The following is a 14,267-nucleotide window of genomic DNA, read 5'->3' on the forward strand; positions in this document are numbered from 1 at the left end:
AGCATGGGTTGGTGGAAGGAATCAATTGATATCGTAAAAGAAAATGACCCGGCGGCACGAACGTCGTTGGAAGTCTTGCTAACCTATCCAGGCATTAAAGCTTTGGCGGCCCACCGCCTCTCGCATTTTTTGTGGCGGCACGGCTTCAAGCTGCTGGCGCGCATGCACAGTCAATTCTGGCGTTTCTGGACCCAGATTGAGATTCATCCCGGCGCTCAGATTGAGTCGGGTGTCTTCATCGACCATGGCAGTGGCCTAGTGATTGGTGAGACAGCCATTGTGGAGAAGGGGGCCATGCTTTACCACGGTGTGACCCTAGGCGGTACGGGCAAGGATACAGGCAAACGCCACCCGACCGTGCGTCGGGGCGCCTTGGTCTCTGCCCATGCTCAAGTCATTGGACCAATTGAGATTGGTGAAAAAGCCAAGGTCGGAGCCGGTGCAGTTGTTGTAGCCGATGTCCCAAGTGATGTGACGGTGGTCGGAGTTCCGGCGAAGATTGTCCGTGTTCACGGTGAGAAAGACGAGCCAACCATTCACGAGGTAGAGGAGAAACGGGAATACTATCTAGACAAGCTAGAGCATGCCCGTGAAGCCAGCCACCATTCATCAAGTCTTTAGGAAAGGGTAGCAAAGCTATCGAAGTGAAATATGACAGGAGGAACCGACATGTCAGATTTATCAGATGCTATTTTGAACCAGGTAGTCCTTGAGCTGAAAGAAGGCTTAGAAGGTCCCGCCAAGGAGCGTTTTACAAAACTGCCACCTAGCCACCAGCGCGAATGGGCTCGCTATATCAGTGAAGCCAAAAAAGATGAGACCAAGCTGCGCCGCATAGAAAAGATGAAGGTGAATTTGCTGGAGCCTTAAAGAAAGAGAAGTTATGCTATTAGAGGAATTTGAAGATGTAGCTGGAGTTATTGAGCCAACAGATAGGCAGATTATTGATAAGGGTGAAGTGTGTGAAACCATCATCCTATCCTTTAACGGGGAAATTCTGAAACGTTTGATTGAGTCAGAAGAAGTCTATACAGGAGGCTATTTGAAAAGCATAAACGGACAGCATCCATGGTATATTTATGACCAAGGAACTAGCAAGCTAGCAGTTATGTTGGCTCCAATTGGGGCTCCCATGATAGTCGGCCAGCTGGAGGAGTTAGCGGCCAGAGGCTTCACGAATTTCATCATTTTAGGTTCCTGTGGCGTTTTGGATCACTCAATTGAGGCGGATAAAATCATCCTGCCTGCGGCTGCATTGCGAGATGAAGGAACTAGCTATCACTATGCCCCACCGGGTGACGAAGTAGCCTATGACGAGTCTCTGCTGATCGAGCTGGAAGCCATCTTTGACAAGCACAATATCGAGCATATCCGCACCAAGTCTTGGACGACTGATGCCTTTTATCGAGAAACGCCTGATAAGGTCAAGCGTCGCTTGGCTGCTGGAGCCAAAGTGGTGGACATGGAAGCTTCGGCTATCATGGCTTGGAGTCAATTTCGCAAGAGTAAAGTCTATCAATTCTTCTACACAGCTGACTATGTGGATCACCATAACCGAACCTGGGATGCCCGCCATGAAGAGCGGACAGCTGATGCCATGACTTTTTTCACTATCGCTTTGACAATAGCAAAGGAACTAGAAAGGTAACTACAAGAATGGCAGTATATTTTTACGGCTGTATCACCATGGATGGCTACTTGGCAGACAGCCAGCACAGGATAGACTGGCTGCATCAGCTTGGTTCTGTAGAGGATACAGGCTATGATGACTTTTACAGGCAAATGGATATCACCATCATGGGCAAGCGGACCTTTGAGGAAATCCAAGATTTGCAAGATGTAGAAAGTTTTTATCAAGCTACGGAAAACTATGTCTTTACGCATGATAGGCACCTGCCTGTCAGCAATTACCAGCCAGTAGCTGGGGATGTGGTGGACTTTGTTCACCAGATTGACAAAGGCAAAAATGTCTTTGTGATTGGTGGTAATTCCTTGGTAGGACCGCTCTTGGATGCGGATCTTTTCGACCACCTCATTATTCAGATAGCACCCCTTATCCTAGGAAAGGGGGTTCCCCTCTTTACCCAAGAGGAAGGGCAGCGCTTTTACCAACTGGATAGCCTCAGACAATTTGGCCCTTTTGCAGAGCTGGTTTTCAGCCGAAAAAGTCAGAAATAGAGAAGGGAGTGGACCGCATGATTAAAATTTACGACACCATGACCCGCAGCCTACGTGAATTTGTGCCCATTGAAGAGGGCAAGGTTCGCATGTATGTCTGCGGTCCGACGGTTTATAACTATATCCATGTCGGCAATGCTCGCTCAACAGTAGCTTTTGACACAGTTCGTCGCTATTTTGAGTATCGGGGATTTGAGGTCAATTATATTTCCAATTTTACAGATGTAGATGATAAGATTATCCATCGCGCCAAGGAAGAAGGCATCACACCAAAAGAAGTGGCGGACAAGTATATCGCGGCTTTTCGTGAGGATGTATCAGCTTTGGGTGTTAAGCCGGCTACTCAGCATCCGCGCGTGATTGACTTTATGGAGGCAATCATTGACTTTGTGCGGACTTTGGTGGACAAGGGCTATGCCTATGAGTCAGAGGGCGATGTCTACTTCCGCGTCGAAAAGTCTCACAATTATGCCAAACTAGCCAACAAAACCTTGGCAGACTTGGAGTTAGGTGCTTCTGGTCGGACAGATGAGGAGACCGCTCGCAAGGAAAATCCAGTTGACTTTGCTCTCTGGAAGGCAGCTAAGCCGGGCGAGATTTCCTGGGACAGTCCTTGGGGAGCAGGTCGCCCAGGCTGGCACATCGAGTGTTCGGTTATGTCGACGGAGATTTTGGGTGATACTATTGATATCCACGGTGGTGGGGCAGACCTAGAGTTTCCTCACCATACCAATGAAATCGCCCAGTCAGAGGCCAAGACTGGTCAGACTTTTGCCAATTACTGGATGCACAATGGCTTTGTCAACATTGACGACGTCAAAATGTCCAAGTCTCTAGGTAATTTTATCACCGTTCATGATGCCCTCAAGACCATTGATGGTCAGGTGCTGCGTTTCTTCTTTGCTACCCAGCATTATCGCAAGCCGATTAATTTCACGGAAAAAGCAGTTCATGATGCAGCGACCAATCTTAAGTATTTGAAGAATACCTATGAGCAGCCTTTCACTGGTCAAGCAGACTCTGCTCAGCTTCAGGTCTTTCTAGACAAGTTCACCGCTGCAATGGACGAAGATTTCAATGCGGCCAATGGTATCACGGTTGTCTTCGAGTTAGCCAAGTGGATCAACTCTGGCAACTACACCGCTGATATTAAGGCAGCCTTTGCCGAGCTCTTAGAAGTTTTTGGTATCGTCTTTGTGGAAGAAGTCTTGGACGCGGACATTGAGCGCTTGATTGAGGAACGCCAAGTGGCGCGGGGTAATCGAGACTTTGCGACTGCAGACCGTATTCGGGATGAGTTGGCCGCTCAGGGCATCAAGCTTTTAGATACCAAGGACGGAGTGAGGTGGACCCGTGACTGATGTCAACCTGATTAACGGCATTGCCCTCGCCTTTGAGGGTGATGCTGTCTACTCCATGTATATCCGGCGTCACCTGATTTTTCAGGGGCTCACTAAGCCCAATCAGCTGCACAGGGAAGCGACCAAGTACGTTTCTGCCAAGGCTCAGGCCAATCTCATCTCTCTCATGCTGGAAGAGGGGATTCTGACGGATAAGGAAGAGGATATCTACAAGCGCGGCCGCAATGCCAACAGCCACACCAAGGCTAAGAATACAGATATCGTCACCTATCGGATGTCTACCGGCTTTGAAGCTGTCATGGGCTACCTGCATATGACCGAATCCATTGAGCGACTGGAAGAACTGATTGACTGGTGTATCAAACGGGTGGAGGAAAGCAAATAAAGAAAGATTTTCTAGCTCCGTTTACAAGCTAGATAAATTGAAGATATCTAAAACAGAGTTGCTGCGGCAGCTCTTTTCTTTAGTGTCTGTATTTGCTATAATAATAGAAACTAGTTAAGGAGAATATCGTGAAAAAATATTTGGTTATATCGGTAATAGCCTTGGTTTTACTTCTGCTATGGGCGTATAGCAACAGAAATAACAAACAAATCGAGACTTCTTCTGGAAAGACCAATAGTGCTAGCACAACTTCGTCCAAGGCGTCTAGCAGTAGCCAGAATTCAGAGCAAGCCAGCCTTCAGGAAACTTCTTCTAGTAGCATAGAGCTGTCCAGTTCAGAAGACACAAGTGAGCCAGCAGCAGAAAGTTCTGAATCTTCCATGAATGAAGAAGAGATAAAAAATGGAGACTACTCTAGCATTGTAGGAACTTGGAAAAGTGGTACTGGAAATACATTGGTGTTTGATGCCAATGGTTTGGTGAGCGAAACTCAACATTTGAGCGAATATGGTGCAAGAGATATGTATGGTTTTGTTAGTATTGGAGTCCTCCCTAAGCAAGGTGCAGGTGGTTATGTAATAGCTTTTATACCTAAATGAAAAGACTACACTATCACTAATGCAGGAGAAACATATAAAGATGCATCAGATCATGATCGAGATCGGATTTGGGCTGGTCAAGGACTGGGAACCAATACAGATCCGAATTCCTTTTATTATAAAATAGACTGAAAAGACTAGCTGCTTTCCATGGCAGCTAGTCTTCTTTATAATTTTCGTAAAATTCTACCTTAATTCTAATAAAGGTTTCCAAGTCTCGCAGGAGCTGCAGGAGCATGGCGCGGGTTTCAAATTCCTGGCGGGTCTTAGGGAGCGGCCGCTCGCGAAATACGGTCAAATAGTTGTCAATCTCGTCCAAGAGGTCTCGGGCGGGATTTTCTTGGCTCAGTTGCTTAGCGGTCTGAGAGAAGAGGCGGGCTAAAATCAAGCTTTCACTGGCTGCTAGATGGCAGTTGTTGATATTGCTAGCCATGTCTTGCAGGATGCGGTTTTGGGCCTGTCGCATTTCAAAATAGTGGATATGGTAGTTGGTCTGGTGAAAGAGGTGGTTGGAGTGATCCAGATAGACCAGCTGCAAGGCCTGCTGCAGAACCTTATCCAGCTCCTTGATCAGCGCTGCATCATTTCGGCCGTCTCCAGCTTTTAAGAAATATTCAAAGCGCAGCAAAATCTTTTTCAGCTGTTCCTCCACTTGCCCATGGTAGCTATCGATCTCTTGCTGGCGCGAGGGCATATAGAGATTGGCAAGGAGAGCAAAGCCAGTTCCAATGAGAAATAGAGCTAGTTCATTTCCAAGGAGTGACCAGGAGGTGGATTTTTCTAAGAGCAGATGGGTGACGAGGACGGTACTAGGTGTAATGCCGATTTCCCAGCCAAGGCGAAAGGCCAGAGGCACATAGACTACGATATAGATGGCCAATGCTCCGAGATGAAAACCTAGAAAGTGAAAAGCCAGGCTTCCGATAGCCAGAGCCAGCAGGGTAGATAAAAAGCGATTGCCAGCTAGCTTTGCAGTGCTGCGGCGGGTATCGGTCACGCTGAGGATAGCAATAATTCCAGCTGAAGTTGAGTAGGCCAGACCTAAAAAGTCAGCCAGCCAAGCAGCTAGACAGGTAGCTAGTACCAGCTTGATGGTGCGTTGGAGGAGAGACATGAGTAAGAGTTTCCTTTTTTAGACTTCTTTCTATTATAGCATGACAGACGGGGAATCTTAGGGGCTGCTGATTGCTTTTTATCAGAGCAGAATTCTGTCTCGCCCGAGTAAATCCTGCCGCCATTTTTTCGCCTTTGTGTTATACTAGTCCTATGGAAAAAAACGATATTGTCTACGGTGTGCATGCGGTGACAGAGGCTCTCGCAGCTAACACTGGAAATAAACTCTACATTCAAGACGACCTGCGTGGTAAAAAGGTCGACAAAATCAAAGATTTAGCAGCAGAAAAGAAGGTTTCTATCTCATGGACGCCTAAGAAAACCTTGCAGGAGATGACTGATGGAGCTGTTCACCAGGGCTTTGTCCTGCGGGTGGCGGAGTTCGCCTATACTGACTTCGAGGTGCTGTTGAAAAAAGCAGAGCAGGAAGACAATCCGCTCTTGCTGATTTTGGATGGGCTGACTGACCCGCATAATCTGGGCTCTATCTTACGGACGGCTGACGCGACCAATGTAGCGGGAGTCATCATTCCCAAGCACCGGGCAGTCGGTGTGACACCAGTCGTGGCCAAGACTTCAACGGGTGCCATTGAGCATATTCCTATTGCCCGTGTGACTAATCTCAGCCAGACTCTGGACAAGCTCAAGGAAGCTGGTTTCTGGATTTTCGGTACAGATATGCAGGGGACGCCTTCTCATAAGTGGAATACAGCAGGCAAGCTGGCCCTCATCATCGGCAACGAAGCTAAGGGGATCTCAAGCAATATTAAAAAGCAAGTGGACGAGATGATTTCCATTCCCATGAATGGGCATGTTCAGAGCCTCAATGCCAGTGTCGCAGCGGCTATTCTCATGTATGAAGTATTTCGCAATCGCCTATGAAAAGAAAAATCTTACTGGTGGACGGTTACAATATGACGGCCTTTTGGCGGGAGACTCGTCCTTACTTTAACCGCGGAGAACTAGATGCCGCACGAACGATTCTGCTTCAGAAGCTCAGTAATTATGCCAGTTTTGAAGGACTGGAAGTTATCTGCGTCTTTGATGCCCAGTATATGCCGGGAGTTCGGCAGACCTACGAGGAGTTTAATGTGACGGTCGTTTTCACTGAAGAGGAGGAAACGGCGGATGACTATATCGAGCGCTTGGCAGCTGAGCTCAATACACCCAAAAATCAGGTGTCAGTTGCGACTAGCGATCTCAATGAGCAGTGGACTGTCTTCGCCCAAGGAGCTTTGAGAGTTTCCGCTAGAGAGCTAGAGAAGCGAGTGGCTGTTACCAAATCAGACCTCAATAAACTGAGCGGACAAATCAACCTGCAAAGACCGCCCTTGCGACCGATGGACAGCCAATCTTTGCGTGATTTACAAAAAATGATGGAGAAAAAAGATGACCTTTAAAATTTTAACCGATTCAACAGCAGACCTGCCAGAAAACTGGACCCAGGAAAATGATGTTCAGGTCCTAGGCCTGACCATTCAGCTAGATGGCCAAACTTATGAGACAGTTGGCGCAGGCAAGCTGACCAGCCAAGAACTTCTGGATAAGATGGAGTCCGGCAGTAAGCCGACTACCAGTCAGATCAATGTCGGCCAGTTTGAAGATGTTTTTCGTAGCTATGCCAAGGAAGAGACACCAGTTCTCTATGTAGCCTTTGCTTCAGCCCTGTCAGGTACTTATCAGAGTGCTGTCATGGCACGGGAGATAGTCTTGGAAGATTTTCCAGGTGCACTGATTCGCATCATTGATACCAAGGCGGCTTCTATGGGGGAAGGACTTTTAGTCATGAAAGCGGCAGAAGCTAGAGCGGCAGGCCAGACCTTGGAGCAGACAGCAGACTTGATTGAGAGCTTGGTGCCTAAGGTCAAGACATATTTTCTGGTTGATGACCTCAATCATCTCATGCGGGGTGGTCGGATTTCCAAAACTGCTGCGCTTATGGGGAGCTTGGTCAATATCAAGCCGATTATCGCTGTCAAGGGAGATGGGACTCTGGACTCGGTCGCTAAGGTTCGCGGCAAGAAGAAGGCACAGGCTGAAGTTGTCCGCATGACTCTGGAGGGAGTTGCTGACCCGCGGGTGGTTATTGCCTATGCAGGTGCCAAAGAAGTTGCTGAGAGTCTAAAAGCCCAGCTGCTGGAAAGCGACCAAGTAGAGGAAGTTCTCCTCATGCCTCTGGGACCTGTCATTTCTACCCATACTGGTCCTGGAACTTTGGGACTCTTTAGTATTGCCCAAGACATTCAAGACTAAGAAAACATGAAATCGCTATTTCATAAATAATTGCTTCAAATCTATTGCTTTTGCCTACTATTTTTGATATGATAGTAGGCGGTATTGTTTACCCCATTTGTAAGGCCCCGGAACCTTTCAAATAACTCGCGGACCGGAACATCCGCCCTGTAAACAAAAACGATATTCATAGGAGAAATCATGAACAAAACAACATACATGGCTAAGCCAGGTGAAGTTGAACGCAAATGGTATGTAGTGGACGCTACTGATGTCCCTCTTGGACGCCTTTCTGCTGTTGTAGCAAGCGTACTTCGCGGAAAAAACAAACCAACCTTTACACCACACACTGATACAGGTGACTTCGTAATCGTTATCAACGCTGAAAAAGTAAAATTGACTGGTAAAAAAGCGACTGATAAGATCTACTACACTCACTCTATGTACCCAGGTGGATTGAAACAAATCTCAGCAGGTGAGCTTCGCTCTAAGAACGCTGTTCGTTTGATCGAAAAATCAGTTAAAGGTATGCTTCCGCACAATACTCTTGGCCGCGCTCAAGGTATGAAGCTGAAAGTATTTGTAGGCGCTGAGCACACTCACGCTGCACAACAACCAGAAGTTCTTGATATTTCAGGACTTATCTAAGGAAAGGAACAAATAAGCTATGTCACAAGCACAATATGCAGGTACTGGACGTCGTAAAAACGCTGTTGCACGCGTTCGCCTTGTTCCAGGAACTGGTAAAATCACTGTAAACAAAAAAGATGTTGAAGAGTACATCCCACACGCTGACCTTCGCTTGGTTATCAACCAACCATTCGTAGTTACTTCAACTGTTGGTCAATACGACGTTTTCGTAAACGTTGATGGTGGTGGCTACGCTGGTCAATCAGGCGCTATCCGTCACGGTATCGCTCGTGCCCTTCTTCAAGTAGACCCTGACTTCCGCGATTCATTGAAACGCGCAGGCCTTCTTACTCGTGATGCCCGCATGGTAGAACGTAAGAAACCAGGTCTTAAGAAAGCTCGTAAAGCATCACAATTCTCAAAACGTTAATCAATACGATTATATCAACGTTTACAGACATTCAAGAATTATTTCTTGGATGTCTTTTTTGTTTCAAAAAATCAAAGTTCACCCCAAAATTCACCCCATATTCACCCCATCAATTTTTTAAACTACGAAAAGCAATATCACCTACAGTCTGATTGACTTTATCTTTGATATTAACGTAAGTTTTTGTAATCTCTTTATCACTATGAGTAAGAGCTTCTGAGAAGGCTTCAAGAGAAACACCTGCTTGTTTAGCAAGAGTAGCACCAGTATGTCTTAGTTTGTGTGGTGATGCTGGTGCTAATTCGGGATGTCTTCGTCTGACTGATTTCATCTTGATAAAACTTAAAATTTTTCTAATTATAACGAAGCATAGTCAAAAAGCTATGACCTCTATATTCACAAAAAAATCCAGACCAATACTAGTCCAGATTTCTTGTCTATTAAACATTCTTTTCAAAGAATGGAAGAACGGCTGTAACGGCTTTGTCAACGCAATTATTTAACTGTGAGAATCCGACGCACATAAATTTTAAATGGTGTCTCAGTCACATTTAAATTTATGAGACGCTTAGACGTTAGGCTTTCAATTTGTCAAATTTTGCTTTGACATTTGCCTTGAATTCTTCAAGTTTAGCCTTGCGTTCGGCTTTACGTTCAGCCTTCATTTGTGCACGTGCCTGGTTGTAGAGGTCTTCTTGGACTTGCAGAGCTGCTTCGATTTCGGCTACGACGGTTGCTACATCCCAACGCACGATTTGGGTGTCGTACTTGGTGAAGTAAGCATCGATGACTGCTTCGTTGTTTTCTTGCACCAAGGCGACAACGGCTGTTTCGCCGTCGATCAATTTTTGAGACACAACGTCAATCAAGCCAGCTTCTGCCGTATCAACGGTATCACCAGCAGCCAAACCATAGAGGCTGCCAATACCATAACCAAACAAGACGCCGATAGGACCACCCAAAAGCCCGATAACTGCACCGAGCAAGCCACCTTCTAGGGTTGCATCCGTCGTTGAATCTTCAAAGTCATAGCGTTCTTTTTCAACGATGTGACCGTTTTCATTTTTGACCAAGGCGATTTGAGCAACCTTGGTCGTCTGAGTTTGGCGGAAAGCCTTCAAATCCGCAAAGGACTGATAAGCTTCGCTTTCAGTGTTAAAGACTGAAACTACTAGGTTTTCCATAGTTAGTACCTCTTTTCTAAATATATACGTTCATTATAATACAGTTTCAATCACTTTTCAATCATTTTAGTGCGACATTTTAATTGATATGTCGCGTTTATCAGCGTCAAAGAACAGTTTCAGGCAGCGGTATATCTTTGCCATATCCCAGCCCAGACACTCTGGCGACTCTGAGTGATTATCAAGAAAGGCGTCCAGCAACATCTTAAAGCCTCCCGTGCAAAAAGTAAATAAATAGTGTTTTTCCTGTATGCCTGTCACACGGCTAAAAGACCGCTTGACCAAATCTTCCAGAAAATTATAGCAGATATTATGTACCAGCTCTGTGTAGCGAGTCTGATGAGCGTGCCGAATCACATCGACACTTTTATAGAATCTGCCAACTGTTTCCTTATGGTCGAATCCTTGAAAGAAGTCGCTTTATTCGTCGGTCAAGACAATTAATTTGGCTGGTGCAACTGATTCGCCAAGCTATGAACAAGCAATTATTACCTTTTGAAAGCAAAAATGGCAATTATGAAGGTGAAGCTACTCAGGTCTTAGTTCTTCTATCCAATTACTATGCAGACAAAAAACTATTTGATGAAAATACAGATGAATATGGAAATATCTTGATTTTAAAGGATTCATCCATCATTTCTAAATTATCGGCTATCCCAGATTTATTAAAAAGGGGATCTAGTAGGTAACAATAATATCGAATATATCAAAGTACGCAATATTAGGATTTCTTCAGAGGTTGAGTTAGAGTCAGATGTTGATGGGGATAAGTCGGATAATCTGCCAATAGATATAAAAATACTAGAAAACAGGCTTGAAAAAGGCTCGTAAAGCTAGCCAGTTCTCTAAACGTTAATTCGTTGCTGGACAGCAGAATACAAACGAAAACACTTTGCATCTTGCAAGGTGTTTTTTTCTATGAGAACTGGCGGTGCGCAATTAGGATAGCTCTAGCGACTTTAGTCGCATAGAGATATGCTATGCACAGTTGCCTCAAGAAAACAATGCTTCTTGGTCCACCCTGTTAGACAAGCTTCAAAACCAAGGAATCCAACAGATTTCTCTTGTAGTTACAGATGGCTTTAAGGGGCTTGAGCAGATTATCAGTCAGGCTCACCCATTAGCTAAACAACAATGTTGCTTAATTCATATTAGTCGAAATCTAGCTAGTAAAGTGAAACGAGCAGATAGAGCGGTTATTCTGGGGCAATTTATAATGATTTATCGTGCTGAAAATTTAGAAATGGCAGGACAAGCTTTAGAGGACTTTCTCGCCGAATGGAAACCAAAGTATAGGAAAGTCATGGAAAGTCTGGAGAAGACGGATAATCTTTTAACTTTTTATCAGTTTCCCTACCAGATTTGGCACAGCATGTATTCGACAAACCTCATTGAGTCTCTTAACAAAGAAATCAAACATCAAACGAAAAAGAAGGTTCTTTTTCCTAATGAGGAGGCTCTGGAACGTTACTTAGTTACGTTGTTTGAAGATTATAATTTCAAGCAAAGTCAACGAATCCATAAAGGGTTTGGTCAATGTTCTGATACACTTGAAAGCTTATTTAATTAACACTCCGTAACTCTACTTAAGTGTTTACACATAATTATTGACAGTATCAAAAAATAAAGTATATTGTTTTCATCATAATATAATTAAATATCAGTATAGAGAATTTTATCTATATATCAGATATCAGCAATTGCTTTTGCTGTCATTTTTCGCTACAATAGTTACAAGGAGGAAATAAACATGTTAAAAGAAGTATTAAACGTCGCAAAAGTTGCGAAAAAATCATCTCTCTTCTTAGGAGGGGTAGCATTTGGGACGCTTGGCTTGAAAGTCTTAGCAAGTAAAGAAGCTAAGAAAGGCTATTCTAAGGCCTTGGCTAAAGCTTACAAATTGAAAGATGGACTGGATGCATCTGTTTCTGTTGTAAAACAACACGGTGATGATGTTTTACAAGACGCTAAATATTTATACGAACAGGAAAAGAAAGAAGAACAATTAGATAGCCTGACAGGTGAATAATATGTCTTTTAAAGTGCTACACAGAGGATATCAACATATCCGATTATCGTCCTCGTTTTCACTGACCTTGGATATTCAAGATTATCTTCGTTCCTTGGCTAAAGATGAAAAAGGGATCGACTCTATTCAGTTTTATATGGATCAGCAGCACTTTACTCTACGTATGAAAGAAGGCTTCTCTGTATTAGAAAATGCAGAGGCCTTTTTAAAAAAAATTGACAAGGGGAAAGTTTCGGACTTGATGACTCTTCCCATTCGTAGAGAAGAGAGTGCTTATTCAATTGTATCGGGTGCAGCGATTAAGCGTTTGCTGTTTCGAAGTTTTGTACCCTACCCTATTCGTTATATTTGGACTTGTTATCAGGCTTTGGGTTATGTCAAAGAAGCCTATCAAACTTTAGCGCGCAAGGAACTAACCATGGAGGTCTTGGACTGTTCGGCCATTTTGTTGTCCTTGTTTATGAACCAATCCAAGACAGCTAGCAACATCATGTTTATGCTTGATTTGGGTAATCATCTGGATCAGTGGTCTTTAAAAAAAACAGCAACAGATTTGGAACAAAGCCTTCTTGCTAAAGAAAGTGATGTTTTCTTAGTGCGGGGAGACATGGTCATCAGCATCAAGAGTTCTGATGTTCAAGTAGGTGATGTATTAGTTGTCTCCCAAGGGAATGAAATCTTGTTTGACGGCCAAGTGGTTTCAGGATTAGGCATGGTCAATGAGAGTTCCTTGACTGGAGAGAGCTTCCCTGTTGAAAAGAAAGAGGGAGATTCTGTATGTGCGAATACTGTTTTGGAAACAGGAGAGTTAAGAATTCGTGTGACTGATAATCAGATAAACAGTCGTATTTTGCAACTCATCAATCTGATGAAAAAATCTGAAGAGAGTAAGAAGACAAAACAACGTCATTTTATTAGGATGGCAGACAAGGTTGTAAAATATAACTTCTTAGGTGCTGGTTTGACTTATCTGTTAACAGGTTCGTTTTCAAAAGCCATTTCCTTTTTATTGGTGGATTTTTCATGTGCTCTAAAAATATCCACACCTGTAGCCTACCTTACGGCCATAAAGGAAGGTCTAAATCGAGAAATGGTTATTAAAGATGGTGATGTATTAGAAAAATATCTGGAAGTGGATACTTTCTTGTTTGATAAAACGGGTACCATCACGACGAGTTATCCTTTGGTTGAAAAGGTTCTTCCTTTCGGAGATTATACTGAGAAAGATATTTTAAGAATAAGTGCATGTTTGGAGGAACATATCTATCATCCTATTGCCAATGCAATTGTTAAACAAGCTGAAATTGAAGGCATTGAACACGAAGAAATGCATGGCAAGCTTCAGTATGTTGCAAGCAAAGGGATTAAATCGCAAATTGATGGTCAATCGGTTGTCATTGGAAATTATGTACTAATGCAAGACGAACAGGTAAGAATTAGTTCTGAGCAGCTGGCCTTGATTGAGCAATATAAGACTCATTACAATTTATTGTTTTTGGCTTATAAGAAAGAATTAATTGGGATGTTTTGTATCCACACTCCCTTGAGAAGCGAGGCGAAAGTTGCATTGAAAAAGCTAAAGCGCCAAGGGAAAAAACTGATTCTGGCAACTGGTGATACGTTGGCTAGAACAGAAGAGTTGGTTAAAGATCTGCCATTTGACAACGTTTATACTGATTTAAAACCAGATGGTAAGTTTCAGTTGGTTCAGGAATTACAGAAAGCTGGCCGAACTATTTTGATGGTTGGAGACGGGTTAAACGACTCTGCTGCCTTGACGCTTGCAGATATTGGGGTTGTGATGAATGAAAGTGCTGATATTTCTAAGCAGATGAGTGATATTTTATTATTAGATAATCGTTTAGATTTCTTCGAGGAATTGAATTCTTTATCTGAATCGTTGCAGAAATTAATTCAAAGAAATATTCAAGAAACAGTTGTAATAAATGGAAGTTTAATTGGATTTGGGTTGTTAAATTGGTTAAGCCCATCTAATCTTTCGATATTGCACAATCTGACTACTTTAAGAATCGTCCTTCGTAGTCTTTCTATTAAAACTAGGTAAGAGACCGAGAAGCTGAGGTTATAAAAACTAAAAGGAGTTGTCTCATTTGAGAATAACGGCT

Annotated in this window: 18 protein-coding genes and 2 pseudogenes; 17 read left to right on the top strand and 3 right to left on the bottom strand. The window is 43.7% G+C overall.

Going from position 1 to position 14,267, the window contains the following annotated elements; translation table 11 throughout:
- Positions 1 to 3 precede the first annotated feature (3 nt).
- From cysE to HMPREF1150_RS03470, 7 genes are all read left to right on the top strand, one after another.
- A complete protein-coding gene (gene cysE, locus HMPREF1150_RS03500) occupies positions 4 to 621 on the top strand; it encodes a serine O-acetyltransferase (protein WP_002899011.1) in 618 nt (205 codons plus the stop codon).
- Between the two features lie 30 nt (positions 622 to 651).
- Entirely contained in the window at positions 652 to 870 is a 219-nt protein-coding gene (locus HMPREF1150_RS03495; RefSeq protein ID WP_002911671.1) for a YdeI/OmpD-associated family protein, read from the top strand.
- A 13-nt stretch (positions 871 to 883) separates the two neighbouring features.
- A complete protein-coding gene (locus tag HMPREF1150_RS03490) occupies positions 884 to 1,648 on the top strand; it encodes a nucleoside phosphorylase (protein ID WP_002911672.1) in 765 nt (254 codons plus the stop codon).
- Positions 1,649 to 1,656: 8 nt separating this feature from the next.
- Positions 1,657 to 2,178, top strand: a complete 522-nt coding sequence (locus HMPREF1150_RS03485; protein ID WP_000301974.1) for a dihydrofolate reductase family protein — start codon at positions 1,657 to 1,659, stop codon at positions 2,176 to 2,178.
- A 17-nt stretch (positions 2,179 to 2,195) separates the two neighbouring features.
- Positions 2,196 to 3,539, top strand: coding sequence for a cysteine--tRNA ligase (cysS, locus tag HMPREF1150_RS03480; protein ID WP_009660039.1), 1,344 nt, complete (start codon positions 2,196 to 2,198; stop codon positions 3,537 to 3,539).
- The gene (locus HMPREF1150_RS03475; protein ID WP_002911674.1) at positions 3,532 to 3,924 is read left to right on the top strand and encodes a Mini-ribonuclease 3; all 393 of its coding nucleotides are present in this window, start codon (positions 3,532 to 3,534) and stop codon (positions 3,922 to 3,924) included. Before cysS ends, HMPREF1150_RS03475 begins: the two co-directional genes overlap by 8 nt.
- 128 nt (positions 3,925 to 4,052) lie before the next feature.
- Positions 4,053 to 4,523 (top strand): DUF6287 domain-containing protein, encoded by a 471-nt coding sequence (locus HMPREF1150_RS03470; protein ID WP_002911675.1) that lies wholly within the window; start codon positions 4,053 to 4,055, stop codon positions 4,521 to 4,523.
- A gap of 157 nt (positions 4,524 to 4,680) precedes the next feature.
- Here HMPREF1150_RS03470 and HMPREF1150_RS03465 read toward each other — a convergent pair whose 3' ends face one another.
- Complete coding sequence (locus HMPREF1150_RS03465; protein ID WP_002911677.1) at positions 4,681 to 5,637, bottom strand: aromatic acid exporter family protein; 957 nt, start codon at positions 5,635 to 5,637, stop codon at positions 4,681 to 4,683.
- A 152-nt stretch (positions 5,638 to 5,789) separates the two neighbouring features.
- Here HMPREF1150_RS03465 and rlmB point away from each other — a divergent pair, with 152 nt between their 5' ends.
- From rlmB to rpsI, 5 genes are all read left to right on the top strand, one after another.
- The gene (gene rlmB / locus HMPREF1150_RS03460) at positions 5,790 to 6,518 is read left to right on the top strand and encodes a 23S rRNA (guanosine(2251)-2'-O)-methyltransferase RlmB (RefSeq protein WP_002911678.1); all 729 of its coding nucleotides are present in this window, start codon (positions 5,790 to 5,792) and stop codon (positions 6,516 to 6,518) included.
- Positions 6,515 to 7,036, top strand: coding sequence for an NYN domain-containing protein (locus HMPREF1150_RS03455; protein ID WP_002902298.1), 522 nt, complete (start codon positions 6,515 to 6,517; stop codon positions 7,034 to 7,036). Before rlmB ends, HMPREF1150_RS03455 begins: the two co-directional genes overlap by 4 nt.
- Positions 7,026 to 7,889 (top strand): DegV family protein, encoded by an 864-nt coding sequence (locus tag HMPREF1150_RS03450; protein ID WP_002911680.1) that lies wholly within the window; start codon positions 7,026 to 7,028, stop codon positions 7,887 to 7,889. The genes HMPREF1150_RS03455 and HMPREF1150_RS03450 overlap by 11 nt, the downstream gene beginning before the upstream one ends.
- A 180-nt stretch (positions 7,890 to 8,069) precedes the next feature.
- A complete protein-coding gene (gene rplM / locus HMPREF1150_RS03445; RefSeq protein ID WP_002893769.1) occupies positions 8,070 to 8,516 on the top strand; it encodes a 50S ribosomal protein L13 in 447 nt (148 codons plus the stop codon).
- A 19-nt stretch (positions 8,517 to 8,535) separates the two neighbouring features.
- A complete protein-coding gene (gene rpsI, locus HMPREF1150_RS03440; RefSeq protein ID WP_002911681.1) occupies positions 8,536 to 8,928 on the top strand; it encodes a 30S ribosomal protein S9 in 393 nt (130 codons plus the stop codon).
- A 109-nt stretch (positions 8,929 to 9,037) separates the two neighbouring features.
- Here the strand turns inward: rpsI and HMPREF1150_RS03435 are convergent, their stop codons facing one another.
- Together HMPREF1150_RS03435 and HMPREF1150_RS03430 are read right to left on the bottom strand one after the other, a co-directional pair.
- Positions 9,038 to 9,259 carry a tyrosine-type recombinase/integrase gene (locus HMPREF1150_RS03435; protein ID WP_002893762.1) on the bottom strand — a complete coding sequence of 74 codons (222 nt, stop codon included), beginning with the start codon at positions 9,257 to 9,259 and terminating at the stop codon, positions 9,038 to 9,040.
- 244 nt (positions 9,260 to 9,503) lie between these two features.
- Positions 9,504 to 10,112, bottom strand: a complete 609-nt coding sequence (locus tag HMPREF1150_RS03430) for a DUF1269 domain-containing protein (RefSeq protein WP_002893760.1) — start codon at positions 10,110 to 10,112, stop codon at positions 9,504 to 9,506.
- Positions 10,113 to 10,465: 353 nt separating this feature from the next.
- On the opposite strand from HMPREF1150_RS03430, the pseudogene HMPREF1150_RS12165 reads away from it, so the two are divergent.
- The 5 genes and pseudogenes from HMPREF1150_RS12165 to HMPREF1150_RS03410 all read left to right on the top strand — a co-directional run.
- Positions 10,466 to 10,591, top strand: a pseudogene (locus HMPREF1150_RS12165) (IS982 family transposase); the annotation flags it as partial.
- 18 nt (positions 10,592 to 10,609) lie between these two features.
- Positions 10,610 to 10,943: pseudogene (locus HMPREF1150_RS12245) on the top strand (diacylglycerol kinase family lipid kinase); the annotation flags it as partial.
- A gap of 136 nt (positions 10,944 to 11,079) precedes the next feature.
- Positions 11,080 to 11,682, top strand: a complete 603-nt coding sequence (locus HMPREF1150_RS03420; protein ID WP_255260894.1) for a transposase — start codon at positions 11,080 to 11,082, stop codon at positions 11,680 to 11,682.
- 180 nt (positions 11,683 to 11,862) lie between these two features.
- Positions 11,863 to 12,141 carry a DUF6110 family protein gene (locus HMPREF1150_RS03415; RefSeq protein WP_002893755.1) on the top strand — a complete coding sequence of 93 codons (279 nt, stop codon included), beginning with the start codon at positions 11,863 to 11,865 and terminating at the stop codon, positions 12,139 to 12,141.
- A 1-nt stretch (position 12,142) separates the two neighbouring features.
- Positions 12,143 to 14,206, top strand: coding sequence for a heavy metal translocating P-type ATPase (locus HMPREF1150_RS03410; RefSeq protein ID WP_009660066.1), 2,064 nt, complete (start codon positions 12,143 to 12,145; stop codon positions 14,204 to 14,206).
- The last annotated feature ends 61 nt before the right edge of the window (positions 14,207 to 14,267 follow it).

Source organism: Streptococcus sp. AS14, assembly GCF_000286495.1.
GTDB lineage: Bacteria > Bacillota > Bacilli > Lactobacillales > Streptococcaceae > Streptococcus > Streptococcus sanguinis_P.

Excerpts from the sequence above, each read along its gene's own strand:
- cysE (WP_002899011.1), top strand. The coding sequence starts at position 4 with ATGGGTTGGTGGAAGGAATCAATTGATATCGTAAAAGAAAATGACCCG.
- HMPREF1150_RS03495 (WP_002911671.1), top strand. The coding sequence starts at position 652 with ATGACAGGAGGAACCGACATGTCAGATTTATCAGATGCTATTTTGAAC.
- HMPREF1150_RS03490 (WP_002911672.1), top strand. The coding sequence starts at position 884 with ATGCTATTAGAGGAATTTGAAGATGTAGCTGGAGTTATTGAGCCAACA.
- HMPREF1150_RS03485 (WP_000301974.1), top strand. The coding sequence starts at position 1,657 with ATGGCAGTATATTTTTACGGCTGTATCACCATGGATGGCTACTTGGCA.
- cysS (WP_009660039.1), top strand. The coding sequence starts at position 2,196 with ATGATTAAAATTTACGACACCATGACCCGCAGCCTACGTGAATTTGTG.
- HMPREF1150_RS03465 (WP_002911677.1), bottom strand. The coding sequence starts at position 5,637 with ATGTCTCTCCTCCAACGCACCATCAAGCTGGTACTAGCTACCTGTCTA.
- rlmB (WP_002911678.1), top strand. The coding sequence starts at position 5,790 with ATGGAAAAAAACGATATTGTCTACGGTGTGCATGCGGTGACAGAGGCT.
- HMPREF1150_RS03455 (WP_002902298.1), top strand. The coding sequence starts at position 6,515 with ATGAAAAGAAAAATCTTACTGGTGGACGGTTACAATATGACGGCCTTT.
- HMPREF1150_RS03450 (WP_002911680.1), top strand. The coding sequence starts at position 7,026 with ATGACCTTTAAAATTTTAACCGATTCAACAGCAGACCTGCCAGAAAAC.
- rplM (WP_002893769.1), top strand. The coding sequence starts at position 8,070 with ATGAACAAAACAACATACATGGCTAAGCCAGGTGAAGTTGAACGCAAA.
- rpsI (WP_002911681.1), top strand. The coding sequence starts at position 8,536 with ATGTCACAAGCACAATATGCAGGTACTGGACGTCGTAAAAACGCTGTT.
- HMPREF1150_RS03435 (WP_002893762.1), bottom strand. The coding sequence starts at position 9,259 with ATGAAATCAGTCAGACGAAGACATCCCGAATTAGCACCAGCATCACCA.
- HMPREF1150_RS03430 (WP_002893760.1), bottom strand. The coding sequence starts at position 10,112 with ATGGAAAACCTAGTAGTTTCAGTCTTTAACACTGAAAGCGAAGCTTAT.
- HMPREF1150_RS03415 (WP_002893755.1), top strand. The coding sequence starts at position 11,863 with ATGTTAAAAGAAGTATTAAACGTCGCAAAAGTTGCGAAAAAATCATCT.
- HMPREF1150_RS03410 (WP_009660066.1), top strand. The coding sequence starts at position 12,143 with ATGTCTTTTAAAGTGCTACACAGAGGATATCAACATATCCGATTATCG.